Source organism: Enterobacter sp. TCD1-1 (assembly GCF_020567405.1).
Classification (GTDB): Bacteria; Pseudomonadota; Gammaproteobacteria; order Enterobacterales; family Enterobacteriaceae; genus Enterobacter; species Enterobacter quasiroggenkampii.
Map to the genome: position 1 here is coordinate 1,006,812 of NZ_JAJCXF010000001.1, position 25,599 is coordinate 1,032,410.

The 25,599-nt window shown below is 51.2% G+C and carries 26 protein-coding genes; 18 read left to right on the top strand and 8 right to left on the bottom strand.

What is annotated here, in order from left to right; all coding sequences use genetic code 11:
* Positions 1 to 17 precede the first annotated feature (17 nt).
* The 3 genes from LJA86_RS04870 (at position 18) to LJA86_RS04880 (ending at position 3,761) form a co-directional block, all read left to right on the top strand.
* A complete protein-coding gene (locus LJA86_RS04870; RefSeq protein ID WP_229225718.1) occupies positions 18 to 3,074 on the top strand; it encodes an FAD-binding and (Fe-S)-binding domain-containing protein in 3,057 nt (1,018 codons plus the stop codon).
* Entirely contained in the window at positions 3,071 to 3,481 is a 411-nt protein-coding gene (menI, locus tag LJA86_RS04875; RefSeq protein ID WP_021241102.1) for a 1,4-dihydroxy-2-naphthoyl-CoA hydrolase, read from the top strand. The genes LJA86_RS04870 and menI overlap by 4 nt, the downstream gene beginning before the upstream one ends.
* Positions 3,482 to 3,566: 85 nt before the next feature.
* Positions 3,567 to 3,761 (top strand): YdiH family protein, encoded by a 195-nt coding sequence (locus tag LJA86_RS04880; protein ID WP_003857766.1) that lies wholly within the window; start codon positions 3,567 to 3,569, stop codon positions 3,759 to 3,761.
* 45 nt (positions 3,762 to 3,806) lie between these two features.
* On the opposite strand, the gene LJA86_RS04885 is transcribed toward LJA86_RS04880, so the two are convergent.
* Both LJA86_RS04885 and LJA86_RS04890 read right to left on the bottom strand, forming a co-directional pair.
* The gene (locus LJA86_RS04885) at positions 3,807 to 4,436 is read right to left on the bottom strand and encodes a helix-turn-helix domain-containing protein (protein WP_045910285.1); all 630 of its coding nucleotides are present in this window, start codon (positions 4,434 to 4,436) and stop codon (positions 3,807 to 3,809) included.
* A 77-nt stretch (positions 4,437 to 4,513) separates the two neighbouring features.
* Positions 4,514 to 5,173 carry a winged helix-turn-helix transcriptional regulator gene (locus tag LJA86_RS04890; RefSeq protein ID WP_229225719.1) on the bottom strand — a complete coding sequence of 220 codons (660 nt, stop codon included), beginning with the start codon at positions 5,171 to 5,173 and terminating at the stop codon, positions 4,514 to 4,516.
* A gap of 422 nt (positions 5,174 to 5,595) precedes the next feature.
* Here LJA86_RS04890 and LJA86_RS04895 point away from each other — a divergent pair, with 422 nt between their 5' ends.
* From LJA86_RS04895 to LJA86_RS04920, 6 genes are read left to right on the top strand one after another with little or no spacing between them, the layout of a single operon-like run.
* Positions 5,596 to 6,126: a fimbrial protein gene (locus tag LJA86_RS04895; RefSeq protein WP_045910287.1), complete on the top strand. Its 531-nt coding sequence runs from the start codon at positions 5,596 to 5,598 to the stop codon at positions 6,124 to 6,126.
* A gap of 57 nt (positions 6,127 to 6,183) precedes the next feature.
* Positions 6,184 to 6,861 carry a molecular chaperone gene (locus LJA86_RS04900; RefSeq protein ID WP_048222696.1) on the top strand — a complete coding sequence of 226 codons (678 nt, stop codon included), beginning with the start codon at positions 6,184 to 6,186 and terminating at the stop codon, positions 6,859 to 6,861.
* 42 nt (positions 6,862 to 6,903) lie between these two features.
* On the top strand, positions 6,904 to 9,441 hold the full coding sequence (locus LJA86_RS04905; protein WP_048027562.1) for a fimbria/pilus outer membrane usher protein: 2,538 nt from the start codon (positions 6,904 to 6,906) through the stop codon (positions 9,439 to 9,441).
* A gap of 1 nt (position 9,442) precedes the next feature.
* Entirely contained in the window at positions 9,443 to 10,390 is a 948-nt protein-coding gene (locus LJA86_RS04910) for a fimbrial protein (RefSeq protein ID WP_126534371.1), read from the top strand.
* Between the two features lie 11 nt (positions 10,391 to 10,401).
* Entirely contained in the window at positions 10,402 to 10,914 is a 513-nt protein-coding gene (locus LJA86_RS04915) for a fimbrial protein (protein ID WP_126534372.1), read from the top strand.
* Positions 10,915 to 10,955: 41 nt separating this feature from the next.
* A complete protein-coding gene (locus tag LJA86_RS04920; protein WP_111966850.1) occupies positions 10,956 to 11,597 on the top strand; it encodes a helix-turn-helix transcriptional regulator in 642 nt (213 codons plus the stop codon).
* Positions 11,598 to 11,612: 15 nt separating this feature from the next.
* Here the strand turns inward: LJA86_RS04920 and LJA86_RS04925 are convergent, their stop codons facing one another.
* Together LJA86_RS04925 and LJA86_RS04930 are read right to left on the bottom strand one after the other, a co-directional pair.
* A complete protein-coding gene (locus LJA86_RS04925; protein WP_111966849.1) occupies positions 11,613 to 12,251 on the bottom strand; it encodes a winged helix-turn-helix transcriptional regulator in 639 nt (212 codons plus the stop codon).
* Positions 12,252 to 12,339: 88 nt separating this feature from the next.
* Entirely contained in the window at positions 12,340 to 13,002 is a 663-nt protein-coding gene (locus LJA86_RS04930) for a winged helix-turn-helix transcriptional regulator (protein ID WP_045910294.1), read from the bottom strand.
* Positions 13,003 to 13,408: 406 nt separating this feature from the next.
* On the opposite strand from LJA86_RS04930, the gene LJA86_RS04935 reads away from it, so the two are divergent.
* From LJA86_RS04935 to LJA86_RS04970, 8 genes are all read left to right on the top strand, one after another.
* Positions 13,409 to 13,927: a fimbrial protein gene (locus LJA86_RS04935; protein WP_126534374.1), complete on the top strand. Its 519-nt coding sequence runs from the start codon at positions 13,409 to 13,411 to the stop codon at positions 13,925 to 13,927.
* Between the two features lie 61 nt (positions 13,928 to 13,988).
* Entirely contained in the window at positions 13,989 to 14,666 is a 678-nt protein-coding gene (locus LJA86_RS04940) for a molecular chaperone (protein ID WP_045910296.1), read from the top strand.
* Positions 14,667 to 14,706: 40 nt separating this feature from the next.
* Entirely contained in the window at positions 14,707 to 17,247 is a 2,541-nt protein-coding gene (locus LJA86_RS04945) for a fimbria/pilus outer membrane usher protein (RefSeq protein WP_229225720.1), read from the top strand.
* A gap of 8 nt (positions 17,248 to 17,255) precedes the next feature.
* On the top strand, positions 17,256 to 18,179 hold the full coding sequence (locus LJA86_RS04950) for a fimbrial protein (RefSeq protein WP_139125293.1): 924 nt from the start codon (positions 17,256 to 17,258) through the stop codon (positions 18,177 to 18,179).
* A gap of 10 nt (positions 18,180 to 18,189) precedes the next feature.
* Entirely contained in the window at positions 18,190 to 18,699 is a 510-nt protein-coding gene (locus LJA86_RS04955; RefSeq protein ID WP_126534375.1) for a fimbrial protein, read from the top strand.
* Positions 18,700 to 18,711: 12 nt separating this feature from the next.
* Positions 18,712 to 19,221 carry a fimbrial protein gene (locus tag LJA86_RS04960; RefSeq protein ID WP_229225721.1) on the top strand — a complete coding sequence of 170 codons (510 nt, stop codon included), beginning with the start codon at positions 18,712 to 18,714 and terminating at the stop codon, positions 19,219 to 19,221.
* Positions 19,222 to 19,262: 41 nt separating this feature from the next.
* Positions 19,263 to 19,949 carry an EAL domain-containing protein gene (locus LJA86_RS04965; protein WP_229225722.1) on the top strand — a complete coding sequence of 229 codons (687 nt, stop codon included), beginning with the start codon at positions 19,263 to 19,265 and terminating at the stop codon, positions 19,947 to 19,949.
* A gap of 3 nt (positions 19,950 to 19,952) precedes the next feature.
* The gene (locus LJA86_RS04970; RefSeq protein WP_048027572.1) at positions 19,953 to 20,594 is read left to right on the top strand and encodes a LuxR C-terminal-related transcriptional regulator; all 642 of its coding nucleotides are present in this window, start codon (positions 19,953 to 19,955) and stop codon (positions 20,592 to 20,594) included.
* A 66-nt stretch (positions 20,595 to 20,660) separates the two neighbouring features.
* Here LJA86_RS04970 and fdhF read toward each other — a convergent pair whose 3' ends face one another.
* The 4 genes from fdhF to ycgZ all read right to left on the bottom strand — a co-directional run bounded on the left by fdhF (position 20,661) and on the right by ycgZ (position 23,874).
* Entirely contained in the window at positions 20,661 to 22,811 is a 2,151-nt protein-coding gene (fdhF, locus tag LJA86_RS04975; RefSeq protein WP_229225723.1) for a formate dehydrogenase subunit alpha, read from the bottom strand.
* A 190-nt stretch (positions 22,812 to 23,001) separates the two neighbouring features.
* Entirely contained in the window at positions 23,002 to 23,280 is a 279-nt protein-coding gene (locus LJA86_RS04980; RefSeq protein ID WP_023327185.1) for a biofilm development regulator YmgB/AriR family protein, read from the bottom strand.
* Positions 23,281 to 23,309: 29 nt separating this feature from the next.
* Complete coding sequence (locus LJA86_RS04985; protein ID WP_045910303.1) at positions 23,310 to 23,630, bottom strand: hypothetical protein; 321 nt, start codon at positions 23,628 to 23,630, stop codon at positions 23,310 to 23,312.
* A gap of 4 nt (positions 23,631 to 23,634) precedes the next feature.
* The gene (gene ycgZ, locus LJA86_RS04990) at positions 23,635 to 23,874 is read right to left on the bottom strand and encodes a regulatory protein YcgZ (protein WP_008500634.1); all 240 of its coding nucleotides are present in this window, start codon (positions 23,872 to 23,874) and stop codon (positions 23,635 to 23,637) included.
* Between the two features lie 339 nt (positions 23,875 to 24,213).
* On the opposite strand from ycgZ, the gene LJA86_RS04995 reads away from it, so the two are divergent.
* Positions 24,214 to 25,434: a diguanylate phosphodiesterase gene (locus LJA86_RS04995; protein WP_039266179.1), complete on the top strand. Its 1,221-nt coding sequence runs from the start codon at positions 24,214 to 24,216 to the stop codon at positions 25,432 to 25,434.
* Positions 25,435 to 25,599: the final 165 nt, after the last annotated feature.

Consider the following 25,599-nt stretch of genomic DNA (forward strand, 5'->3'; position numbering starts at 1 on the left):
AATTAGGGTCGACAGTTATGATCCCACAGATTTCTCAGGCACCTGGCGTCGTTCAGCTGGTGCTTAATTTTTTGCAAGCACTGGAGCAACAGGGTTTTACAGGTGATACCGCCACGAACTATGCCGACAGGCTGACGATGGCGACTGATAACAGTATTTACCAGCTTCTTCCCGATGCCGTCGTTTTCCCTCGTTCAACGGCTGACGTGGCGCTGATTGCCCGGCTGGCCACACAGGAGCGCTTTGCCTCGCTGGTCTTTACGCCGCGCGGCGGCGGCACCGGCACCAATGGTCAGGCGCTGAACCAGGGCATCATTGTTGATATGTCGCGCTATATGAACCGCATCATTGAGATCAACCCGGAAGAGGGGTGGGTGCGGGTCGAAGCGGGCGTTATCAAAGATCAGCTTAACCAGTACCTCAAGCCTTACGGTTACTTTTTTGCCCCGGAGCTTTCCACCAGTAACCGCGCGACCCTCGGCGGGATGATCAACACGGATGCCTCCGGTCAGGGCTCGCTGGTCTACGGCAAAACCTCCGATCACGTGCTGGGCGTGCGTGCCGTTCTGCTGGGCGGCGATATTCTCGATACGCAGCCGATGCCGGTCGAACTGGCGGAAACGCTAGGCAAAGATAACACGGCCAGCGGACGCATCTATCGTACCGTGCTGGAGCGCTGCCGCGACAACCGCCAGCTTATTCTTGATAAGTTCCCCAAACTGAACCGCTTCCTGACCGGGTACGACCTGCGTCACGTCTTTAACGACGATCTGACCCAGTTTGATTTAACCCGCGTGCTCACCGGTTCCGAAGGGACGCTGGCGTTTATCACCGAGGCGCGGCTGGATATCACCCGCTTGCCGAAGGTGCGTCGGCTGGTGAACGTCAAATATGACTCCTTCGATTCCGCGCTGCGCAATGCGCCGTTTATGGTGGAAGCGAAAGCGCTGTCGGTGGAAACGGTTGACTCCAAAGTGCTCAACCTGGCGCGGGAAGATATTGTCTGGCACTCCGTCAGCGATCTCATTACCGACGTGCCGGATAAAGAGATGCTCGGCCTCAATATCGTGGAGTTCGCCGGCGACGATGCGGCGCTGATTGAGAGCCAGGTCGCCACGCTTTGCCAGCGGCTGGATGAGCTGATTGCGCAGGGCGAAGGCGGTGTGATCGGCTGGCAGCTCTGTAACGATTTGGCCGGGATTGAGCGTATCTATGCGATGCGTAAAAAAGCCGTGGGCCTGCTCGGCAATGCGAAAGGGGCGGCGAAGCCGATTCCCTTTGCCGAAGATACCTGCGTGCCGCCTGAGCATCTGGCGGATTATATCGTCGAGTTTCGCGCCCTGCTGGACAGCCACGGCCTGAGCTACGGCATGTTCGGCCACGTCGATGCCGGGGTACTGCACGTGCGTCCGGCGCTGGATATGTGCGACCCGCAGCAGGAGATCCTGATGAAGCAGATCTCCGACGATGTGGTGGCCTTAACCGCCAAATATGGCGGTCTGCTCTGGGGAGAGCACGGGAAAGGATTCCGCGCGGAATACAGCCCGGCATTCTTTGGCGAACAGCTCTATGTGGAGCTGCGCAAGGTGAAGGCGGCTTTCGACCCGCATAACCGCCTCAACCCGGGCAAAATCTGCCCGCCTGAAGGCGTGGACGCGCCAATGATGCAGGTGGATGCCGTCAAGCGCGGCACGTACGACAGACAGATCCCGATTGCGGTGCGCTCCTCCTGGCGCGGCGCGATGGAGTGTAACGGCAATGGCCTGTGCTTTAACTTTGATGTGAAAAGCCCGATGTGTCCGTCAATGAAAATCACCAGCAACCGTATCCACTCTCCAAAGGGGCGGGCGACGCTGGTGCGTGAATGGCTGCGTCTGCTGGCCGATCGCGGGGTTGACCCGCTCAGGCTGGAGCAGCAGCTTCCGGAAAAACGGGCCAGCCTGCGCTCGCTGATTGAACGCACCCGCAACAGCTGGCATGCCAACAAGGGCGAGTATGATTTCTCCCATGAGGTGAAAGAGGCGATGTCCGGCTGTCTGGCCTGTAAAGCCTGCTCAACCCAATGCCCGATTAAAATCGACGTGCCGGAATTCCGCTCGCGCTTCCTGCAGCTGTATCACACCCGCTACCTCCGCCCGGTGCGCGACCATCTGGTGGCAACGGTGGAAAGCTACGCGCCGCTGATGGCGCGCGCGCCGAAGACCTTCAACTTCTTTATCAACCAGCCGCTGGTGCGCAAGCTCTCCGAAAAACATATCGGCATGGTCGATCTGCCGCTGCTGTCGGTGCCGTCTCTGCAGCGCCAGCTCGTCGGGCATCGCTCGGCGAACATGACCCTGGAGCAGCTGGAGGCACTCACGCCTGAGCAAAAAGCGAAGGTGGTGCTGGTGGTGCAGGATCCGTTTACCAGCTACTACGATGCCCAGGTCGTGGCGGATTTCATCCGCCTGACCGAAAAGCTGGGGTATCAGCCGGTGGTCCTGCCGTTCTCACCCAACGGTAAGGCGCAGCACATTAAAGGCTTCCTGACGCGCTTTGCGAAGACCGCGCAGAAAACATCTGACTTCTTAAACCGCGTGGCGCAACTCGGGATACCGATGGTCGGCGTCGACCCGGCGCTGGTGCTGTGCTACCGCGATGAATACAGGCAGACGCTGGGCGATAAGCGCGGTGATTTCCACGTCATGCTGGTGCACGAGTGGCTGCCGACGGCCCTGGAAGACAAAGCGGTTCAGGACGTCAGCGGTGAGCCGTGGTATCTGTTCGGACACTGCACGGAAGTCACCGCGCTGCCGGGCGCCCCCGCGCAGTGGGCCTCCGTTTTTGCCCGCTTCGGCGCGAAGCTGGAGAGCGTCAGCGTGGGCTGCTGCGGCATGGCCGGCACCTACGGGCACGAAGTGAAAAACCACGCCAACTCGCTCGGCATCTATGAGCTGTCCTGGCATCAGGCGATGCAGCGTTTGCCGCGAAACCGCTGTCTGGCAACGGGCTACTCCTGTCGAAGCCAGGTGAAACGGGTAGAAGGTAACGGTGTACGTCACCCATTGCAGGCTTTACTGGAGATAATTGGATGATCTGGAAACGTGCCGTGACGCTGCAGGCGCTGAACGCCATGGGCGAGGGGAATATGGTGGGGCTGCTGGACATCCAGTTCACCCGCATTGGCGACGATGATATCGAGGCCACCATGCCCGTCGATCGTCGCACACATCAGCCGTTTGGTTTATTGCACGGCGGGGCGTCCGTCGTGCTGGCCGAAACTCTGGGCTCGGTGGCGGGATATCTCTGTACCGAAGGGGAGCAGAAGGTGGTCGGACTCGAGGTGAATGCTAACCATATCCGCTCGGTACGCAGCGGGCGCGTGCGCGGAGTTTGCCGCGCGCTGCACGCCGGTAGCCGCCATCAGGTATGGCAGATTGACATTCTCGACGAGCAGGATCGCCTGTGCTGCTCGTCGCGGCTGACGACGGCGGTCGTGTAAAGTTTTCAGATGTTTTGCCTTTGGTCAAAAACTAGTCAGTGGGTTGTGATATACTGGTCAGGTTTTGTACATAAGCGAGGACATCATGGATACTGAAATAACCCCAACACAGCTGGCAATTGAATATTTACGTCGCGATAAGAGCAATCTGTCCCCGGCGCAGTACCTGAAAAAGCTGAAACAGCTTGAGCTGGAATTTACAGATTTGCTGGCGCTCTCTTCGAATGAGTTGAAAGAAGAGATTTACTTTGCCTGGCGGTTGGGCGTTCACGTCCATTGAGAGAGTAAAAAAGGCCGCAAGAGCGGCCTTTTTTGTGTCTGACGTTCAGTATTTAGCGGGGAGCTTGTTGATTTTAATAAGCCTGCCTTCTTCCATTTCGATAAATCCGCCGGTTTTTAAATCCGCCAGAATGCGCATCACGCCGCTGCGGGAGAGCTGGGTTTTCTCCCTGATATACCTTTCCGCCGTCACGCTGCCGCGATAGCTCTCATCTTCATCCATCAGTTTTATGAGCTGCTGGCGAATCATCTCATACGCCGTGGGCGCGCCCTGCGGCATCACGTTGTTATAAAGACGGCTATAGACAAACATGAGCTGTTGAGAGAGCAGTCCCCATAGCCCTTTTTCTTTAATAATGTCAGCTACCTGTTCAGTAGGGATACTGCCAATCAGGCAAGGGCTCACCGTGATGAGGTAATCATTAAAATAGATGTCTGTCAGGTTAGCCAGACCAAACAGGGTAGGGCTGCGGGAGGTCGAGAGCATCATGTTATCGCTGCTGCGGTAGATGGCAATCGTTCCCTCAAGGATTAAATAACAGATCCCCTGACCGTCAACCTCAAGGTTAAGTCGTTCGCCGCGGCCTGTTCGACGCACGGTGCAATAGGGCTCCAGATGCGCGATCAGTTCCTGGGCGTAAGGGGAGCCGCGAGACGATTTATCTGTATAGGACATAGCCGTAAACCTGGAAGATAATCTTATGCTTATAGTTTCGCTCTTCTCTCGCGCTATCTCCAGATATTATTGTGATTTCAGTACTTCCGAGGTAAATGGTTAATCTCAATCAGCACGCCACGTTCCATGGTGATGTATTTCCCCGTACGCAGTTCTGCCAGAATTCGCATAATCCCGCTGCGGGAAAGATAGGTACGGCTCTTAATATAGGCCGCTGCGGTGATGTTTTGTCTAATTGTCTCAGGTTCCTGCATTAATTCAACCAGCTGAAAGCGGATGATATCGTATGCGGACATCTGTGAAATTTGCGCGCAGTGCTCGTACACCCGCGATGCAGTATAAATCAGCAATTTAGAAAAGTGTTCCCAGAGATCGTGCTGTGCAACCACTTTATTAAACGCATCCAGCGACACGCAAGCGAGTTCTGATGTCTCCAGTGCCCTGACGTAAAGATGTTCCGATGAAAACTGACTGCTGACACCCAGTATAAAGGGAGCCGATTCCGAATTTAACACAATACCGTCGCCGCGGCGGTGCAACGCCACGCTGCCGTGTAACAGCATAAAACAGTAGCGTTCGTCATTTCGGTAATACTGTACGACTTCACTTTTCGAAAGAATGATCTTCTCTGCGCCAGGAAGGACATTATCAATTAAACGCTCTATGTGTCTTAAGGGTTTTAATCCCAGCACCAACGATTTCTCATTGTCCAATACGGCTGCAATTCGCGTGTTCATAATATACCTCACGTCAACAGATGCGATCGTTTTCCAATCGACATGGAGAATTATCTTAAAAAGCTGCGAAGCAGGGAATAACACTCAAAAGTCTAATAATAGACCGGAGGTGTTGAGAATCTTAACGTTATGAATATTATCGTTAAACGGTGAAGGTCTAAAAGTAGACTGGCGATAAAGCAAGCAATCAAAATGTTTATTATTTGTTAAACCACAGTCTACAGCTAGACCTTAAAAAAGATTGTTTCGTAGAAAAGTGTTGTATAAATTTTGACTCGTCGACAGAAACATAAATCTGAAACGCTAGACACGATGAGAGCTGTATTTTGTTTCTGATGGCCTCTGAAAAAGAATGGCAGAATGAGGAACGTCTGTTTTGCCTGAATATCAGTAATAAATAAAGTAATACAGGAAATGGCTTTATGAAAAAGAAAATTATTGTTGCCATCTTTACGGCAGGCTCTGCATTGACAATGACTCAGGCTTTCGCGGCGGCAGGTACGGTTAATTTTAACGGTAATATTTTGGATAATGCCTGCGATGTAGATGTGGCATCTCAGAATCAGGTCGTGGTTCTCGGCGATTATTATAAAACGGAATTTCCGACAACGGGTTCCAGAACCGCAGCGACGCAGTTCGATATCGTACTGAAAAATTGCCCGGTGACCGTTACCTCCGCGAAGGTGCGTTTTGACGGCACGCCAGATTTAACCGACGCAAACCTGCTGGCGATTGATTCCTCCGTTGTGGGAGCAGCAACGGGCGTGGCCATCAACCTGATGACGGCCGATAAGGCCGATCTGCCGCTGCATGGTAGCAACAGCTATTCCTATGTGCTGAGCAGCACCGCTGATAATACGCTCAATTTCTATGCTCAGTATATTTCAACTGCGGCATCAGTGACCGCGGGCCCGGCTAACTCGGTTGCTAACTTCTCTGTGGTTTATAACTAAGTCTTTTGCAGTAATCAGTATGGGGCCACCCGGCCCCTTTGTTTTATGAGGTATTTAATGCGTTTTATCACAACAATCGGCCTGGCCGCGGCAGCGTTACCACTAACATTTTCAATGGCCCATGCTGGCGTCATTATTGGCGGCACGCGCGTTATTTTCGACGGTGCAAAAAAAGAAGCATCCATTAGCGTGGACAATGCCGATAGCGTGCCCTTTTTAATTCAGTCGTGGATTGACGTGCCGGAGGGGAAAACAGATAAAGCGCCTTTTATCATTACGCCTCCGCTTTATCGACTGGATGGTGGCCAGAAAAATATCGAACGCATTGTCATGACCGGGTCACTCCCTCAGGAACAAGAAAGTTTATTTTGGCTCAATATAAAAGCCATTCCTTCTGCAACGAAACAGGCTAATTCACTGCAAATTGCAGTTAAAACGCGTATCAAGTTGATTTATCGCCCGGCAAGTCTTCACGCGTCAACGCCCGAAGATCAGGCCGGAAAATTAACATGGCAACGCAACGGGAATGAAATTCAGGTAATGAATCCGACTCCCTATGTCATCAATTTTAATGAAATATCCGTGGGCGGAAAAAAACTGGACGATGTTTCGTATGTATTACCCGGCGCGTCGGCCCGATTCCCGTTATCTCATGGAACCCGCGGAAATACGCTGACGTTTAAAGTTATCAACGATTATGGAAGCCCCGGCGCGTTGCATCAAGCCAGTTTGTGATTTTGGCAAACGGTAATACCCGCATTACTCAGGTCATCCGCAATGAAAATACAACATCATAAAGTACGACGCCTGGCGACACTCATCGCTCTGGCGATGACGGGGTCTTCTCCCACGCTTTATGCCAGCGAAACGTTTAATACTGAACTGGTTGAGCTGGATAACCCAGGCATGGGGAAAGCCGATTTATCCGCGTTTGAAGCAGGCTCTCAGGCGCCGGGTACGTACCATGTTGATATTATTCTTGACGATCGGCTCATTGAGACCCGGGATATTACCTTTGACGCAGCGAAAACGCCCGACGGAAATGACGTATTACAGCCGTGCCTGAGCATTGAACAATTAAAACAGTGGGGCGTGAAGACAGCGCTGTTTCCTCAGCTGGCCTCGGCGAAAAGCACCTGTGCCGATCTTATGGCCATTCCGCTGTCCTCGACGGATTTCCAGTTCAACGCGCAGCGTCTGGTTATCAGTATTCCGCAGGCCGCTATCGATATACCGGCGCGTGGCTATGTGCCGCCGGAAATGTGGGACGAGGGTATCAATGCCGCCATGCTCAATTACAGCCTGAGCGGGGCCAATACCTGGGCGAAAACCGGTGAGGCTGCCAGAACTGACAGCCAGTATGCCAACCTGCGTCCGGGGATCAACATTGGGCCGTGGCGCCTGCGCAACTACACAACCTGGTCCCGGGAGGCGTCGGGTCAGGATAAATGGGACACCGTATACACCTATGCGCAGCGGGCTGTTATTCCCCTGAAGGCGCAGTTGACACTCGGCGACAGCTCTTCCCCGGCTGACGTGTTTGACAGTATACCTTTTCGCGGCGGTCAGTTGGCATCCGACGATGACATGCTGCCGGATTCTCTGAAGGGCTACGCGCCCGTGGTTCGCGGTATTGCGCGCACGAATGCGCAGGTGGTGGTGCGCCAGAATGGCTATCAGATCTATCAGAGCTACGTCGCCCCGGGGGCGTTTGAGATAACCGACATGTATCCGACGGGCGGTGCCGGGGATCTTGACGTAACAATCAAAGAGGCGGATGGAAGCGAACAGCATTTCACACTGCCTTACGCCTCACTGCCGGTGCTGCAGCGCGAAGGGCGTCTGAAGTATGCCATCACGAGCGGTCAGTATCGCGCCTACAGCAGCAGCGTGGGAAAGACGCCTTTCGGGCAACTGACAGGTATTTATGGTCTCCCGCATGGCCTGACGCTATACGGTGGCGTGCAGGGATCGAGCAAGTACCGGTCGTTCGCCGTTGGCGGGGGGACAAACATGGGGGATTTTGGTGCGCTCTCCACCGATGTCACCCAGGCCTGGTCTACACCGGATAACACGGCAAAAACCAGCGGGCAGTCCTGGCGCGCGCGGTATAGCAAGAACTTTATCGATACCGGAACGAACTTCTCGATTGCGGGGTATCGCTATTCGACCAGCGGCTACTACGGGATGCAGGAAGTGCTGGATTCTTGGGGAGACAGTACCGCGCTGCAGGACAGGAGGCGTAACCGCGCCGAATTGACCATGAGCCAGACGCTGGGCGGGGATTTAGGTTCCCTGACCCTCAGCGCCGCGCGGGAAGACTACTGGAATTCGGGTAAATCGATGGCGTCGTGGAGCGTCGGGTATAACAACTACTGGCATAACATCAGTTATGGTGTGACCTGGACATACAGCAGAAACGCTAGCACAGCCTCTTATGGTAGCGGGAGCAGCAAAACGTATGACCACGATCAGCTTCTGGCATTTAACGTCAGTGTGCCGTTGGATAAATTCCTCCCGCAGACGTGGGCAAACTATGGCATGAACGCCAGCAAGAATAATGGCACCACGCACAACCTGGGTATGAACGGCGTGGCCCTGGAAAACCATGCCCTGAACTGGAACGTGCAGCAGGGCTACGGTACGGACGGCGTCGACTATACCGGCAACATGAACGGTGACTACAAAGGTACCTACGGCGAAGTGACTGCGGGCTATGGCTACGACAGGAGCAGCGAGCGCCTGAACTACGGCCTGCAGGGGGGGATCCTGGCCCACGCGGACGGTATCACCTTTTCCCAGCCGCTGGGGGAAACCAATGCCCTGATTAAGGCACCCGGCGCCCACGGGGTGGATATTCGAAACCAGTCCGGCATGCGAACGGACTACCGGGGCTTTACGGTAGTCAGCAATCTCTCCGTGTATCGTAAAAACGACCTCACGCTCGATCCAGAAAATATGCCTGACGACGTTGAGCTGGAGATCAATACGCGTACGGTCACGCCGACGCGAGGGGCGGTCGTCAGGGCTGATTACCTTTCCAAAGTGGGGCGCAAGGTGCTGATGACCCTGATGGACAACGGCCGCTTCGTTCCGTTTGGGGCGGTGGTGACGCTCGCCGAAGACGGTCGCGGTGGCTTTATCGTTGGCGATCGAGGACAGGTCTATTTAACCGGCATGAGCGAGCAGGGGACACTGATCGTGGCATGGGGAAATCAGTCCGCCCAGCAGTGTCGCGTGGATTTCACCCTGCCGAAACAGGCCACCTACGGTGGCGTCACCCTCATTAACGCCCTTTGCCGTCAGGAACATTAAGATGAAAACGATGGAATTTTTGCTGTCACTCTGTTTTTTTGCGGGCTGGAATTATGCCCACGCCGGGACGTGCACGACGATCGTACCGCAGACGTCTACGCTGTCGGTAGGTACCCTCACCGTGCAGCGCGATGCGCCTGTGGGAACGGTGATATTTTCCGGTGCAGCGTCAAACACGGGATCCTATCTCACCGGCTGCAGCAATCCATTAATGCTGGGTTTTAGCATGCGTTATAACGGCGCCACGCTCAGTACCTATGGGAATCATGTTTACAACACCAACGTCAGCGGGATTGGGATCCGATTTTCATCGAATAATTATTTCGAAAACCCGAGCAATACCTTCTCATATAACGCACAAACCTCATACGTCGACTGGTATGGCGGAAAAATTGAACTGGTGGTGACCGGGCCGGTTTCCTCAGGGGCGCTCACCCCCGGCGTAATCGGCGTGGTAACCCTTCAGGGCAGCGACGCTATTTATCGCGATGGTCTGATAACGCAGTTGAGCAGCGGAACGATCAATGCCCTGGCGTGCACGATCAATACGCCACAGTTGACCTTCGCCATTGGAAATATACCTGCCTCTTCCTTTAACGCAGGCGTGGGAACGTCGCCGGCAGGGGCGCAAAATACGCAGAATCTCGGATTAAACTGCAGCGCCGGGACCAATATCAACGTCACGTTAAGCGGCATCCAAAACCCGGATATCAGCAATACCAGCGTGATGGCCCTTACGGGGCAGGGTAATACCGGAACGGCAAAAGGGGTGGGCGTTCAGCTCCTCTATAACGGTACTCCGCTAGCCATGAACAGCCGCCTGCTATTAAAACAGTCCGCGGGTGGGGTCGAAACACTCCCATTAACGGCCCGTTATTATCAAACGCTGGGGACCGTTCAGTCGGGAACGGCAAACGCCTCGGCCACGCTTAATTTAACCTACCAGTAGCCGGTGAGAAGATGAATATATCGCACAAAAAAAAACTCCTGCTTGCCCTGTTGAGCTGGAAGGCGTTTTCCGCCGATGCGGTCAATATCGGCGTAACGGGAAATATCGTTGCGTCGCCCTGCGTATTTAACGGGGGGAATACGAATCTGGATATCAACCTCGGCAATATTCAGGCTTCCAATATGGTGACGCCAGGGTCCACGTCAGACCCGGTTGCGTTCGATCTGCTCTTTACAAGCTGTCCGCTGGGAACCCGCAGCGTCACGGTGACGTTCGCAGGAACCCCTGATCCCGCAGCAGGCGCGGACTACTACATGAACAGCGGCTCGGCCACCGGCGTTGCCGTCGCCATGAGTGACGCCGCAACCGGCTCGCTTAAAGGGACGGGCTCCAGCATCACAAAGGCCATTGCGGCAGACAGCACTGCAACGATGCCTATGCAGGCCTGGGTAAAATCCGCTTCAGGCGGTATTACGCCTGGAAGCATCAGTGCCGTTGTCGTGATGACGATGCAGTACAACTGAATGTCAGTGATACCTGTTTATTAAAGATGTTGGTATGAACTATGTTAAATATTCTGATTCAGGAAACGGATCTGTTTTTTCAGGCTGGGCTGCAGGACTTTTTAGAGAGTTTTTTTAAGCATAACTTTCATCGCACTATCACATTTAATCCTGGCTTAACCCATGAAAATGTCAGTCAGGCCGATATTATTATCCTGTCATTATGTCAGGGTGAGACACTGACCTGTTTTCCCGAGTTACTGGCCCGGCAAAAAGGGATTGTGATAGGGTTCGTCGACGATGAGCAGTCGGTTTCGGCGTTGCCCTCCTGCTTTCAGGACATCATTTTACTTCCTCGCCGTGCATCGATTGATCGAATCAGTGGCGAACTGTTTATCGCGTGGTTCAGGACGCGACTACCGGGTTACACGTGGACCAAAAGGAACTGTTTCAACTGCCAGCATAAAAGTTTATCCCGGCAACAAATTCGTATTATGGTGAATTTTTACAGAGGGCTGTCGGTTATGCAGACCGCTCACGCGCTCGAGATGAGCGAGAAAACGGTCTTTACCCACAAATATATGATGATGCAAAAATTTAATCTGCGAAACGATTACGAGATGATCGCATTGCTGAGAAGGTTGATGGAGAAAAAGAGCCGGCCGAACCTGCTTCGCGAATTCCTGGAAAACAATGACGCATGACCCAGTCATTATCTATCAAAATTTTTCAGGCAATTTAACAATATTGAGTAACACTCCTCTTTGCATTTCGATATAGCCGCCTTCTTTTAATGCCGACAGTATGCGCATCACGCCACTACGGGAGAGGTGGGTTTTATCTCTGATATAGCTTTCTGCAGTAACGTTGAGTCTGAATGAGGATTCTTCGTTTGAGAGGGCATAAAGTTGTGCGCTTACAATGTCATAAGCGGAAGGTCCCGTTAAATCTTCATAACTGTGAAATAGCTTACCTGCCAGGCCCATCAGATGATATGCTAGGGGCTCCCAAAGCTTATGATTCGTAATAGTCGTATTAACGAAATCCATTTTGAGGGTAACGATGTCACAGTTATTAAACGTTTTGATATAGCCGCGCATCTGGGTCTGATGCAGATTACTGAGGCCGATCACCGCGGGTCCTTGAACCGTTGCCATCGCTAAATCGTCGTTGCCGCGGTGAATCATGACGCGTCCTTTGAGTAATACATAACAGAGACGTTCATTGCCAACCACAAAATTTAATCGACGGCGTGGTAGCACTCTTTTCAAATCTGAACCGTGTTTAAGATAATCGATCAGCAATTTTGTCGCTGATGAAGGATCACATACCCATTTTGTGGAGAACTCATCGAGCATACGCGCGCCTGTCCGTCAAACCTTCCAGTAGTCATGGGATTCAGTATAGCGTGGATCCTGCTGAGTCTTCCTGAGGCGCCATTTTTGTTTAGTATTTCAGCGGTAAATGATTGATAGAAATCAAAATTCCACGTTTAAGTTCAACGCATCCGGCATCCCGAAGATCTGCAAGAATCCGCATTATACCGCTACGAGACAGGTAGGTTCTGCTTTGGATGTAATTCGCTGCGGTAATATTGCTGCGAATTCGCTCCGATTCGTTCATCAGCTCAAGCAACTGGAACCGGATTATCTCATATGAGGACATCTGCGATATCAACGTGCAATGCTCGTATACGCGAGAAGCGGTGTAAATCACTAACTTGCATAAGCTTTCCCACAGTCCAAAACTCTCGATAAGCAGATTGAAGCGTTCCAGTGGAAGGCGACTCATCACAGCATTTTCATTCACTCGGACGTAAAGGTTTTCGGTCTGAGAGAACTGATTACTGATCCCCATAATGAAAGTCGCTTGTTCAGAGTTAAGCACCATACCATCGCCTCGACGGTTCAGCGTGACGCCGCCTTGATGAAGTATATAGCAGGTTCTTTTTTTACCGGAATGATAGCGCAGGATTTCGCCTTTATTCGCATTAAAACGTGTGGCAAAGGGAGCGATTTGTTCAATCATTTTATCGATATCACTCACGGGCTTGAATGCATGAGAAGGTGTAACCTCAGTGATTTCTCCCGTTGACATTTTAGTATTCATATTAATCACTCCAGACGCTCTTTATGTTTGTCAAAAGATGCGCCAGAGATTATCTATCCGAGGGGAGTGTAAATAAATAATAGGTTGGTTTCATAATGGACTCGCCCATTAACAAATATTTAATAATTTGAAATGGCCCACTTAAACAAATTTTGCGTGTTAAATAATAGTTAAAATTAAAGTCCACTGTTGGGCTAAAAACCATTTGTCGGAAAAATTAAACTTCTGTAAATTTCGCCTCAGCAAGTGAGAGGATGAAAACAAAGTTATCGAATAAATATCTTTGCGTTCTGCTTACTGCACGTTGGAAATGAGATATCTGGCGCAAAAAATAAATGGTCTAAATCCATCTGGATGTTGCCGCCTAAATTTCGGTAATTTATAAAGTTATTAAGGAAATTAAATCATGAAAAAGACGATTATTGCTGCTGCTTTCGCTGCGACTGCTGCTCTGACCATGTCTAACGCATTCGCTGCTGCTGGTACCGTTAATTTCACCGGCGAAATCATCGATGCAGCGTGCACCGTTGACGCGGGTTCTGTAAACCAGACCGTTGATCTGGGCCGTTACAGCAAATCTGAATTTACCGCTGCTGGCGATAAAACCGCTGCGACTAAATTCTCTATCGTTCTGACCGACTGCCCGGCAACCGTAACAGGTGCAACTATCAAGTTTGACGGTTCTGCGGACCCAGCAAACTCCAACCTGCTGGCTGTAACCGGTGGCGCAACGGGCGTTGCTATTAACCTGATGACGGCTGATAGCCAGGATCTGCCGTTGGCGGGCGTAAACAGCCACGTATACAGCCTGGCTGAAACTGTACCAAACACACTGGACTTCTTTGCTCAGTACGAAGCAACGTCTGCAACTGTCGGCGTAGGTCCAGCAAACGGTGTAGCTAACTTCTCCGTTAGCTACCAGTAATCTTCCTGACCGGAAACATATATGAGGGCCGGTATACGGCCCTTTTTTATCGAGGTGTAAAATGAATTTTCTTAGCAAAACTTTAATTGCCTGCGCAGTAATTTCAGCAAGCGTGTCCTTTGCCAATGCGGGTGTCATTATTGGCGGAACGCGTGTCGTTTATGATGGCAATAAAAAAGAAGCTTCCATTGATGTTAACAACCCGGATAAGACGCCGTACCTTATTCAGTCGTGGGTTGAAACATTAAATGGTGGCGCTGAGAAAGCTCCTTTTATTATCACCCCTCCGTTGTATCGACTCGATGGTGGCCAGCAAAATATTGAGCGTGTCGTAGTGACCGGCAACTTGCCACAGGATAAGGAAAGTCTTTACTGGCTAAATATTAAAGCGATACCGTCAGCGCCCAAAAAAGATAATACGCTGCAAATTGCGATCAAAACGCGCATTAAGCTGATTTATCGTCCGGCAGGATTAAAATCTCAGCAGCCGCAGGAGCTGAGTCACCAGTTAACCTGGCGCCGCAATGGAAACCAACTTCAGGTTACCAACCCAACCAGCTATGTCATTAACTTCAATGAAATCAGTCTGGGCGGTAAAAAAATTGAAAATGTTTCGTATGTACTTCCTGGGGAATCAATGAATTTCACGCTGCCTGCTGGCGCTAACTCAACCTCTATTAATTATAAAGTCATTAATGATTATGGGGCGGTGAGTGACGTGCAAAGCGCAAGCTTGTGAAAATAATTGGTTTTGGAATGTCGTTTCCAAGGTGACGTGAATGATGATAGTAAGGGAATATAATAATTTTAAACCTGCGCGATTGGCTTTATTAATTGCATTTGCCCTTGCTGGCTCAATGCAGAATGCCATGGCGCGTGATTACTTCAACCCGGACCTGGTTGAACTCGATAATCCGCAAAATGGGGGTAAAGCCGATCTCGCTGCGTTTGAAGCGGGCTCGCAGGCGCCGGGAACCTATCACGTCGATGTGATGCTGGATAACGAACTCGTTGATACGCGAGATATCGAATTCAAAACCTCAGGTGCTCCCAATGATGAGGGGAAATTAGAACCTTGTCTGACCGTGGAGCAGCTTAAAGAATGGGGCGTAAAAACCGAGCTGTTCCCGGCGCTGGCAGTGGACAACGAGCGTTGTGCGAACCTGCACGCGATACCTTCCGGATCCACTGAATTTCAGTTTGGCGCGCAGCGTCTGCTTATCAGTATCCCTCAGGCGGCAATTTCTCGTCAGGCCCGCGGATACGTTCCACCGGAACAGTGGGATGACGGAATCACGGCTGCACTGCTCAACTACAGCCTGAGTGGGGCCAATAACCGCTCGCGCAACGGGAGCAGTGATACCAGCAACACGCAGTACGCTAATTTGCGTCCGGGAATCAACATCGGGCCATGGCGTCTGCGCAACTACACGACCTGGTCACGAGATGAAGATGGCAAGGACAAATGGGATAGCGTTTATACCTACGCCCAGCGCGCGATCGTACCGCTAAAAGCACAGATGACGCTCGGGGACAGCACTGCGCCTGCTGATGTTTTCGACAGCATGCCGTTCCGCGGTGCGCAGTTGGCCTCCGATGATGATATGCAACCCGATTCACTCAAAGGGTACGCACCCGTCGTCCGCGGTATCGCGCGTACCAATGCGCAGGTTATTGTCCGTCAGAATGGGTATGAGATTTATCAGACCTACGTTGCGCCTGGCGCCTTCGAGATTACGGATATGTATCCGACAGGGGGAGCTGGCGATCTGCAGGTCACGATAAAAGAGGCCGACGGTAGCATTCAACAGTTTACCGTTCCCTTTGCGTCACTGCCTGTACTGCAGCGAGAAGGGCGATTCAAGTACGCCGTCACGGGTGGGCAATATCGTTCCTACAACAGTAGTGTAGATAAGACGCCGTTTGCGCAAATTACGGGCATCTATGGCTTACCGTATGGCTTAACGGCTTACGGCGGTGGTCAAACGTCGAGCCACTACCAGTCGGTCGCCGCCGGTATGGGCAAGAATATGGGGGATCTCGGCGCAGTTTCTGTCGACGTTATTCAGGCATGGTCCACCCCACAAAATCTGCCGAGCGATAGCGGTCAGTCCTGGCGCGCGCGCTACAGTAAAAACTTTGTCGAAACCGGTACTAACTTTGCTATTGCAGGCTACCGCTATTCGACCAAAGGCTTTTACGGTATGCAGGAAGTGCTTGATTCCTATGGCGATAACGGTGTGATGCAAAACAGACGTCGTAACCGTATGGAACTGACGATGAACCAGTCTCTGGGCGGTTCATTAGGTTCGATCATGGTGAGCGCCGTTCGCGAAGATTACTGGAATTCCGGGCGAGCGATGGAGTCCTGGAGTCTGGGGTATAACAATTTCTGGAACGGCATCAGCTACGGCCTGACGTATACCTCCACGCGAAACGGCACGCCAGGCACCTATGGTAACCCGACAAGCTATGACAAAGACCGGATGGTGGCCTTTAACATTAGCGTGCCGCTGGATAAATTCCTGCCGCAGACGTGGGCAAACTATAGCGTCAGTAACAGTAAAAATAGCGGAACGACCCATACGGTTGGCATCAACGGGACCGCGCTGGATAACAATGCCCTGAACTGGAACGTTCAACAGGGGTACGGCAGTGACAATGTCGGATACAGCGGCAACGTGAACGGTGATTACAAGGGTACCTATGGTGAGGTGACGGCCGGATACAGCTACGACCAGAATAATGAGCGTCTGAACTATGGTATTCAGGGCGGCGTCATCGCGCATGCTGACGGCGTGACGTTATCGCAACCGCTGGGAGAAACGAACGTCCTGGTAAAAGTCCCGGGGGCGAAAGGTCTGACGGTGCGAAACCAAACGGGCGCGAAAACGGACTATCGGGGATATACAACGGTAAATAACGTCAACGTCTACCGTAAAAACGATATTGTAATCGATCCAGAAAGTATGTCCGATGATGTAGAACTGGATCTCACGACCCGAACCGTTGTGCCAACGCGTGGGGCTGTTGTTCGCGCTGAATACACTGCCAACGTCGGTCAACGTGCATTATTTACGTTATTGCGTGGTAACGGAAAGCCTGTTCCATTTGGGGCGATTGTCAGCGTCAATGGGATCAAAAACAATGGCTTTATTGTCGGCGATAATGGACAGGTTTATCTCACAGGCTTAGGCGAGAATGTCGACCTTATTGCTCAGTGGGGTGAGGGTAGTGATAAACAGTGTAAAGCCTCATATATTTTAAAACCTACCGATGTTAAAAATAACATTGCGGTTGTCAGTACTGTCTGTCGATAGGAAAGAAAATGAATGCATTTAAATATTATTTGCTGTTGCTTTTGACATTAATATCCGTAGAAAGCTTTGCAGGCTGTACGAACAATATCGCTACGCAAAACTTTAATTTAAATTTTAATGCAGTTACTGCTCAGCGGGACGTGGCGCCGGGAACGGTTGTCGCTGCACAGTCGGGTATTTACAATGTGAATTTCTCATGTACTGATTCCACGAATACCTATCAGGAAGCGATGAACGGTACCTCTCTGGGAAATAACCTCTATGATATAGGCGTAAGTGGATACGGCATACGTGTGTCAGAAAATGATTCAGGTGGCGGTTTCCACCATTATTTTCCAATGGGGTTTACTATTGGCAGTTATAGCGCGTCATATATGTATAAAGTTGAATTGGTCAGGACGTCTGGTACTGCCGCATCCGGATCGCTACGCAGCGGTCAAATTGCTAACGTATCTATTTCAAACCAATTTTTCATTGCGACATGGAACATCACTGGCGGAAGCATTACGACACTTGCCTGTAGTCTTTCTTCGGGATCGCTGAGTTTTCCGATAGGTAATATCCCTGCGACAAGCTTTGGCTCAACAGTGGGTACAACGCCAGTTAATACTCAGGTTTCGCAGACTCTCGGCTTGACCTGCAATCCTGGCGCAAATATCAACATTTCTTTGAGTGGACAGCAAAACCCTGATGTGGCCAATACCAGCGTTTTAGCGTTATCGGGTCAGGGTGGCCCGGGGGTCGCGCAGGGAGTAGGTGTACAAATATTATATGGTGGTACACCTCTTAATCTTAATAATACCGTTTTCCTGCAGCAATCTGGCGGTGGGTTGGCGTCATTCCCAATCGTGGCCCGTTATTATCAGACTAAATCTGTTGTTTTACCTGGGACAGCGAACACAACAGCAACGTTGAACATTACCTATCAATAAGGGGGAAGATATGAATATTAAATGTTTAGTCCTGAGCTGGTTCGCAATGATACCGTTTTTGTCTTATTCAGCAGATACGGTAAATATTAACGTGACAGGTAATATCGTGGCATCACCCTGTATTGTCAACGGAGGAGCAAGCAGCCTTAATGTTGATTTAGGTAATATTCAGGCAACAGCACTGGCAGCTCCTGACTCATCATCTACTGCGGTACCGTTTACACTGACAGTCACAAATTGCCCAACAGGTACCAGTACTGTCCGAGCTGATATAGGGGGTTCTGCATCACATGATGCGCCTAATCTTTATGAGAATTCAGGTACAGCAGGGAATGTTTATGTTGTTTTGTATAATGGCGTGACGGGTGATTCTTTAGGTCCTGGCTCTGCAGTATTTTTACCAGTGCAGAGCGACCGTACAGCATCGATGGCACTTAAAGTTGGCGCATATTCTCTTTATGGCAATACGACACCTGGTACGATTAATTCGGTTATAATTGTTACAATGAGTTATCAGTGAAAGTAAAATTATATGAATACTAAACTCTTTTTATCTGCCTTCCTCTTGAGTTCAGCCCCGTTAATTACCTGCGCTGATACCAATATCAATGTTACCGGCCAGGTCATTGCCAGCCCGTGTGTCGTTGACACGGGCACCGTTTCTAAAGTGGTCAATCTGGGGGAAGATACCAAGCAGAATCTCATTAATGCCGGTGATGGGGGCGTCTGGTCTGACTTTGATTTGCTGGTGCAAAACTGTCCTGCTGGCACCAGTAGCGTAACGGCCAAATTTACGGGCAATGCAGATACGCAAGATCCCACCGCATGGAAAAACAGCGGGACCAGCAACAATGTTGCATTACGTATCGCCAGCAGGGATCATGCGACAACATATAGCGTAAACAGCACAATGCAGGTGAATGTCGATAGCAGCACGCGCAGCTCCACCTTTCCGCTGTCAGCGAGAATGTTTACGCCGCAAGGAAATTCCACTGCCGGAACATTCCAGTCAGTAATGAACGTTGATTTTACCTATCAGTAACGGCTGAAATTTTTTTTAAAAATTGTTAGTTTGAGACTTTCATGTTGATTAATTCCTTGCTTGAGCATGCTATATGTGGTGTTCGGTTCCAGCCCATCTATTCTTTACAGGAAAAAAAGATAAAGGCATGGGAAATGCTAAGTGCCTTACGCCAGGGGATCGACTGCGAAACCTTTTTTGAAAAGATGTCGTTAAATGCTAGCTTTCGTTTATTATGCTGGCAGTTGCGTATAGCTTCTCTTTGTGTAGACAGTGAAGCGTATTTTATTAATGTGCCTGCGAAATTACTCTGTCGTTCAGTTTTGATTGATGAACTATTGCCCAGCCTGCACTCTGGCATTGTTATTGAGATACAAGATCCCTGTAATTTTATTTCATTGTCAAAAAAAGAACAGGAGGTTTTTTACTCCATGCATCAAAAAATAAAAAATACAGGTGCAAAGATATGGCTGGATGATATTAAACATGAGCATTTGTCACTGCTGGGTGAACGCATTTGTTTATTTGACGGTGTCAAGGTAGATAAAATGAGTCTATGGGAAAACAGAGGTTCCCCATGGGTATTAAAATCAATGATTGCCTACTGCTCGTTGATGGTAGAGCAGGTGCTTATAGAAGGCATCGAAGATAACGAACTACTTGCTTTGGCTCAGGGTACAGGATGCAATTTAATGCAAGGATTTCTTTGGCCTGAGAAAAGATTGAGTATTGATTATGTCCCGGTCTGATAAATGATAAATGTTTTAATTAAAGAAGAAGATTTTTTATATCACCATAGCCTCAGGTCATTTATTAGCGATTTTTTTAAAAATGAGTATGCGAAAAATGTCCATTTTCTCAAAGGCTATGTGCCTGAGAATATTGCCCGGGCGGAAATTATCGTTTATGCGTTCAGTAAGGGTGAACACCATACCTGCTTTCCAGAATTAAAAAGTGCGCGTAAATGCGTCATCATTGGTATTACTGAAGCGGAAGAACCGTCATCATCGTTTTTACCGTTCTGCATTCAGCAGACTTATTTTGTATCACGCTCAGCACCACTCTATCTGTTGAAAAGGGTATTCCGTCAGGCATGGGTGGCCTACAGTGCGTCAGCTATCCCTGTCTTTTTAAAAGCCTGTGAAAGCTGTAAGCATAAAACGTTATCACAGCGCGAACTCAATATTATGGCCGGTCTTTACAAGGGGGAATCCGTCAAAAACATAGCCAGAGAGATGATGCTCACGCCAAAGACGATCTATGCCCATAAGTATGCTGTTATGCATAAGTTCAACCTGAGCAGTGAACACGAGTTGCTTGAGCTCCTGAACCGCTTACTGGAAAAACGCTGTAACCCCAATTTGTTTCGCGAAGCATTAGAGCAGTTTCGTTAGCGTTTACCCGGCTCCAAAAACACTTATCCTTGGGCCGGGTAGACCAGAAGCTACAGGGTGTTTCCCTTAGATATTCACCGCGTTAATCAGCCGCGACTTCATGGACTGATATGCCGACGCGGCATAGTCCTCCGCCCAGCGCTGGTCCTCAATCGCCTGCAGCTGCACCGCGCAGTACTTCGTTTCCGGGGTTTTGGAGATGGGATCGAGGTTGTCCTGGGTCAGCTCGTTGCAGGCGCCAATCCACCACTGATAGGTCATATAGACGGCCCCGGCGTTGATACGCTCGCTGATGCTGGCGCGGGTAATCACTTTCCCGCGACGTGAACGTACCCAGACCAGCTGCCCGTCAGTAATGCCCAGCTTTTCTGCATCGGCAGGGTTCATTTGCACCCGACCCGGCTCGTCGGCCAGGCTTTGCAGCGCGGCGCAGTTCCCGGTCATGGAGCGGCAGGAGTAGTGTCCCACCTCGCGTACCGTACACAGCACCAGCGGGAAATCCGCATCCGGGGTTTCCGCCGGCGCGCGCCACGGCGCGGCAAAGAGTTGCCCTTTACCGCTCGGCGTGTCGAACTGATTGTCTTTGTACAGGTACGGCGTACCGGGGTGATCCAGCGTCGGGCAGGGCCACTGCACGTGGCCCATCTCGCCCATTTTTTCATACGTCACGCCGTAGAAGAGCGGGCACAGCGCGCGCATCTCATCCCAGATCTGCTGGTTGGAATCATAATGCATCGGGTAGCCCATCTCGGTGGCGAGCAGGCTGATGATCTCCCAGTCGCGCTTCACGTTGCCGCTGGCGTCGATGGCTTTGCCAAAACGCTGGAAGCCGCGATCGGCACAGGTAAAGACGCCGCCGTGTTCACCCCAGGAGGTTGCCGGAAGCAGAACGTCCGCCACCTCTGCCGTTTTGGTCATAAAGATGTCCTGAACCACGACAAACTCGAGTGCCTCAAAACCGCTGCGCACCAGGCCGAGATCGGCTTCGGTCTGAAGCGGATCTTCCCCCATGATGTAATAGGCCTTCACCTTGCCTTCCAGCGCAAGGTGCGGCAGTTCGGTAATGCGCGTCCCGACGCGATCGTCCATCGCATTGACGTCAATTCCCCAGGCGTTGGCGAACTTCTGCCTGACCGCCGGATCGGTCACATCCTGATAGCCGGGGAACATATTCGGCAGAACGCCCATATCGCAGGCACCCTGGACGTTGTTCTGACCGCGCACCGGCCCGACGCCGACGGCGGGGCGACCGAGATTCCCGGTCAGCAGCGCCAGGCTGGACAGCCCTTTGACCACATCCACAGCCTGTCCAAACTGGGTCACGCCCATCCCCCACATCACGGTGGCGGAAGGGGCCGCTGCGAAGGTGCGCATTGCCTGGCGGACGTCACGGGCGGGGATGCCGGTAAGATGTTCGACCTTTTCCGGCGCATAGTCTTTTACCGTTTGCCGGTAGGCCTCAAGCCCCTCCGTAAAACGCGCCACGTAGCTTTTATCGTACAGCTCCTCTTCCAGCAGCACATAGCCAAAGGCGTTCACCAGCGCCATGTTGCTGCCATTTTTCAGCTGCAGATGTTGGTCGGCAATACGCGCCGTTTCAATACGCCGCGGATCGCAGACGATAATTTTTGCGCCGTTTTCACGCGCTTTCAGCACGCGGCGGGCGACGATAGGGTGGGAGTCCGCGCAGTTATAGCCAAAGACCAGCAGGCATTTTGAGTTTTCAATATCGTTAATGGAGTTGCTCATCGCGCCGTTACCGAGCGTTTCCTGTAAACCGGCGACGGACGGGCCATGACAGACGCGCGCACAGCAGTCCACGTTGTTGGTGTTCAGCACCGCGCGGGCAAACTTTTGCATCACGTAGTTGGTTTCATTGCCGGTTCCGCGCGAGGAGCCGGTGGTCATGATCGACCGCGGCCCGTGCTGTGCTTTAATACTGCTGAGCCTGTGGGCGGTGTAGCGGATCGCCTCTTCCCAGGTAACAGGGGTGAAGGCTTCGCCTTTGCGGTAGCGGATCATGGGCTGGGTGAGGCGAGGGGTGAGCAGACGGGTATCGTTAAGGAAGTCCCAGCCGTAAAATCCTTTCAGACATAAAGTGCCCTGGTTTGTGACTCCCGCTGCCGCTTCGGCACGGATGATACGGTTATTTTCAACGACAAGGTTCAATTTACAGCCTGCACCGCAGTACGGGCAGACGCTGGCGATCTTTTTCATCAATAACAGACCTGTTAAGAAATGAAGCAAAGTTGACTGGAAACCCAGTCCCGTATGAGTAAATAAGCAGGAACCGTGCCAGGTTGATTTTGCGTGGATTACAGGGCGTTATGCGGGGAGGGCGCGTGTCATCGTCAGGCCGATCGTCAGTTTTGACGATGACACGCTAGGGGGCGTGGCGAGCAGGAACTCAGAGATCGTCCATCGTGTAACCCACCACGATTTCCAGCGTCTTGCGAATCACATCCGCCTGAACCACGTCGTTGGTGGCTTCCAGCGTCTGAATGAGCCAGAGGATGATCGCCTTATTGGACAGATGCCCTTCGGAGGCCAGAACACAGCGTACTGCAGTAGAAAAAATAGCGGACTCTTCAGCAAAACGATCGCCTGCATGGCGGAAATACTCCGCCAGCGCACTGTCTAAAAAAGCAGAGTGGTATTCGGGTTGAAGCTGAATATTTTGTCTCATTTGTTCTCACCGTAGCTGTTAAATTGCAGTCAATGTATTTTTTTTGGATCGGACGGTTTTCCACTTCCAAATAACGGCACAACATTGTCTCGGGTATCGTTGAGAGATCCCTCTCTTTTCGTTCGTCCTTGCGCGGTTCTGCGACGTGTAAAGGCGGTGCTGTTTGAGCCGATCTCGGCAATCACCACCGCAAGTGTCTCCCGCCGCTGGGGATCCTTTTCATGTTCTTTCATGACCCGCAGACGCTGTAGTAAGCCTTCAGTTGTCACCGGTCCCCGCTCTTTCAGAAGAGAGAGAACGGCTTCACCGATAAGCTGGTCTATCAGTCGGTCTGCGTTACTGCTATTCATATCCTTACCGTTCGAAGAGCAGACCAAGCAGCATGTGGTAATGCTCTTCCTCTTCCGGGCCGTCGGCCTTTTCGAGGCGACTCAGCAATTTTGTACAAAGCGATTTGCGATTAAGGTTTCGCCCGTCGCTGAGAATTTCAACCACCACCTGGCCCAGCGTTTCCTGCTGGGTAGGAAGCGCGGCTTTTTCGAAGTACTGTGCGATTGCTGCTGCGGAATCTGCGACGTAACCTTTCTGCTGCATGTTTCGCTCCTGTAAAATTTTGTAATCAGTAACGTTACATTTAAGGTATACATAATTTCCAAATCTGTACATCTAAAATGTACAATTTTTTAGATTTTTTACGATATATCTTATAAATCATTTATTTTTCATTACGTTGGGTTGGCGTTGTGATGGGGGGTGAGTGCAGGATATATTGTACAAAAAGCGCAGGTGCTGGTAAGTTGTACAGCCGAGTCAAAAGGTCTCATTAACTGCCGTAAATGGTTGAGATGTAAATTATTTGTCAGGCAATTAATGTGCTATAAATGAACATTACCCACGTCTTTCGTGGCCAAAACCCTAACCCCCAGGAATAGCATGCTCACAACCATCATTTACCGCAGTCATATCTGCGAGGACGTTCCAGTGAAAGCGCTGGAAGCAATGGTCGCTGCTGCAAATCGTAAAAATCGGCAATCCAATGTCACGGGGATCTTGCTGTTTAACGGCACACATTTTTTTCAACTGCTGGAAGGGCCGGTTGAGCAGGTTTCGGCTATCTATGAGCAGATCTGCAACGACCCGCGCCACCATAACGTGGTCGAGTTAATGCGCGATCACGGACCTGTCCGGCGTTTTGGCAACGTGGGTATGGAGCTTTTTGATTTGCGCCACTTCGACAGGGACGAGGTACTGCAGCAGGTGCTCAATAAGGGGACGACACGCTACCAGTTGACGTATAACGACCGCCCTCTGCAGTTTTTCCGCACCTTTGTCGAGGCCACGGAAAAAGCGAACTATTTTGAACTGCCGCCTGCGGACTCATGGGAATTCGTTCGCGAAGAAACGCGCTTGTCCGCGCAACCTGAGGTGGTCGCGAAGGGGGCGGATTGCAGCTTCGCGTTCCAGCCGATAGTCGATCCGTTTATGCAGCAGGTTGTCTCCTGGGAGGCGCTTCTCCGCACCCCGTCCGGCGACTCGCCGGGAGCTTATTTCGCCAGCCTTCCGCATGAGGAAGTGTACGCGTCTGATTTGCAAAGCAAGCAGGTGGCGCTCTCCATGGCCAGCGCGCTGGGGTTACAGGACCAGACGTTATCCCTTAACCTGCTTCCTATGACACTGGTTAACATTCCCAACGCCGTGGATTTTCTGCTTACCGCGATCGAAGCAAACGGTTTTGTACCTGAACAAATCGTGGTGGAGTTCACCGAGAGCGAAGCCATTTCCCGCTTTGATGAGTTCACGGATTCGGTCAGGCAGTTAAAAAGCGCGGGTATCAGCGTGACGATCGATCACTTTGGTGCCGGTTTTGCCGGGCTGCAGCTGCTGGCCCACTTCCAGCCTGACAGAATTAAGATTAATCGTGATTTGGTCGCGAACGTGCATAAAAGTGGCCCCCGACAGGCCATTATTCAGGCCATCATCAAATGCTGTTCCTCGCTTGAAATCCAGTTCTGCGCGGTTGGAGTAGAGAAGGCGGAAGAGTGGATGTGGCTGGAATCTGCGGGGATTTCCCAGTTCCAGGGGCATCTTTTTGCCAGCCCCCGGCACGGCGGGATTCCAGCCATTGCGTGGCCGGAGAAAAAGTTCGAATTGTGATAAAGCTGTACACAATCGGACAGACGTAACTGTACGAACGGTAAATTTTATACAACAATGTATTAACAGGTGAATGGCGTCGTAAGCCATTCACCCGTTCAAAATGCGGTCTTAGTTATACAAATGGTGTGTACAATCTGATAAGGTTGGTGCAGTTAGGTATGG

What these genes read in the sequence shown, in the direction of transcription:
- LJA86_RS04870 (WP_229225718.1), top strand. Translation starts at nt 18, where the DNA reads ATGATCCCACAGATTTCTCAGGCACCTGGCGTCGTTCAGCTGGTGCTT.
- menI (WP_021241102.1), top strand. Translation starts at nt 3,071, where the DNA reads ATGATCTGGAAACGTGCCGTGACGCTGCAGGCGCTGAACGCCATGGGC.
- LJA86_RS04880 (WP_003857766.1), top strand. Translation starts at nt 3,567, where the DNA reads ATGGATACTGAAATAACCCCAACACAGCTGGCAATTGAATATTTACGT.
- LJA86_RS04885 (WP_045910285.1), bottom strand. Translation starts at nt 4,436, where the DNA reads ATGTCCTATACAGATAAATCGTCTCGCGGCTCCCCTTACGCCCAGGAA.
- LJA86_RS04890 (WP_229225719.1), bottom strand. Translation starts at nt 5,173, where the DNA reads ATGAACACGCGAATTGCAGCCGTATTGGACAATGAGAAATCGTTGGTG.
- LJA86_RS04895 (WP_045910287.1), top strand. Translation starts at nt 5,596, where the DNA reads ATGAAAAAGAAAATTATTGTTGCCATCTTTACGGCAGGCTCTGCATTG.
- LJA86_RS04900 (WP_048222696.1), top strand. Translation starts at nt 6,184, where the DNA reads ATGCGTTTTATCACAACAATCGGCCTGGCCGCGGCAGCGTTACCACTA.
- LJA86_RS04905 (WP_048027562.1), top strand. Translation starts at nt 6,904, where the DNA reads ATGAAAATACAACATCATAAAGTACGACGCCTGGCGACACTCATCGCT.
- LJA86_RS04910 (WP_126534371.1), top strand. Translation starts at nt 9,443, where the DNA reads ATGAAAACGATGGAATTTTTGCTGTCACTCTGTTTTTTTGCGGGCTGG.
- LJA86_RS04915 (WP_126534372.1), top strand. Translation starts at nt 10,402, where the DNA reads ATGAATATATCGCACAAAAAAAAACTCCTGCTTGCCCTGTTGAGCTGG.
- LJA86_RS04920 (WP_111966850.1), top strand. Translation starts at nt 10,956, where the DNA reads ATGTTAAATATTCTGATTCAGGAAACGGATCTGTTTTTTCAGGCTGGG.
- LJA86_RS04925 (WP_111966849.1), bottom strand. Translation starts at nt 12,251, where the DNA reads ATGCTCGATGAGTTCTCCACAAAATGGGTATGTGATCCTTCATCAGCG.
- LJA86_RS04930 (WP_045910294.1), bottom strand. Translation starts at nt 13,002, where the DNA reads ATGAATACTAAAATGTCAACGGGAGAAATCACTGAGGTTACACCTTCT.
- LJA86_RS04935 (WP_126534374.1), top strand. Translation starts at nt 13,409, where the DNA reads ATGAAAAAGACGATTATTGCTGCTGCTTTCGCTGCGACTGCTGCTCTG.
- LJA86_RS04940 (WP_045910296.1), top strand. Translation starts at nt 13,989, where the DNA reads ATGAATTTTCTTAGCAAAACTTTAATTGCCTGCGCAGTAATTTCAGCA.
- LJA86_RS04945 (WP_229225720.1), top strand. Translation starts at nt 14,707, where the DNA reads ATGATGATAGTAAGGGAATATAATAATTTTAAACCTGCGCGATTGGCT.
- LJA86_RS04950 (WP_139125293.1), top strand. Translation starts at nt 17,256, where the DNA reads ATGAATGCATTTAAATATTATTTGCTGTTGCTTTTGACATTAATATCC.
- LJA86_RS04955 (WP_126534375.1), top strand. Translation starts at nt 18,190, where the DNA reads ATGAATATTAAATGTTTAGTCCTGAGCTGGTTCGCAATGATACCGTTT.
- LJA86_RS04960 (WP_229225721.1), top strand. Translation starts at nt 18,712, where the DNA reads ATGAATACTAAACTCTTTTTATCTGCCTTCCTCTTGAGTTCAGCCCCG.
- LJA86_RS04965 (WP_229225722.1), top strand. Translation starts at nt 19,263, where the DNA reads ATGTTGATTAATTCCTTGCTTGAGCATGCTATATGTGGTGTTCGGTTC.
- LJA86_RS04970 (WP_048027572.1), top strand. Translation starts at nt 19,953, where the DNA reads ATGATAAATGTTTTAATTAAAGAAGAAGATTTTTTATATCACCATAGC.
- fdhF (WP_229225723.1), bottom strand. Translation starts at nt 22,811, where the DNA reads ATGAAAAAGATCGCCAGCGTCTGCCCGTACTGCGGTGCAGGCTGTAAA.
- LJA86_RS04980 (WP_023327185.1), bottom strand. Translation starts at nt 23,280, where the DNA reads ATGAGACAAAATATTCAGCTTCAACCCGAATACCACTCTGCTTTTTTA.
- LJA86_RS04985 (WP_045910303.1), bottom strand. Translation starts at nt 23,630, where the DNA reads ATGAATAGCAGTAACGCAGACCGACTGATAGACCAGCTTATCGGTGAA.
- ycgZ (WP_008500634.1), bottom strand. Translation starts at nt 23,874, where the DNA reads ATGCAGCAGAAAGGTTACGTCGCAGATTCCGCAGCAGCAATCGCACAG.
- LJA86_RS04995 (WP_039266179.1), top strand. Translation starts at nt 24,214, where the DNA reads ATGCTCACAACCATCATTTACCGCAGTCATATCTGCGAGGACGTTCCA.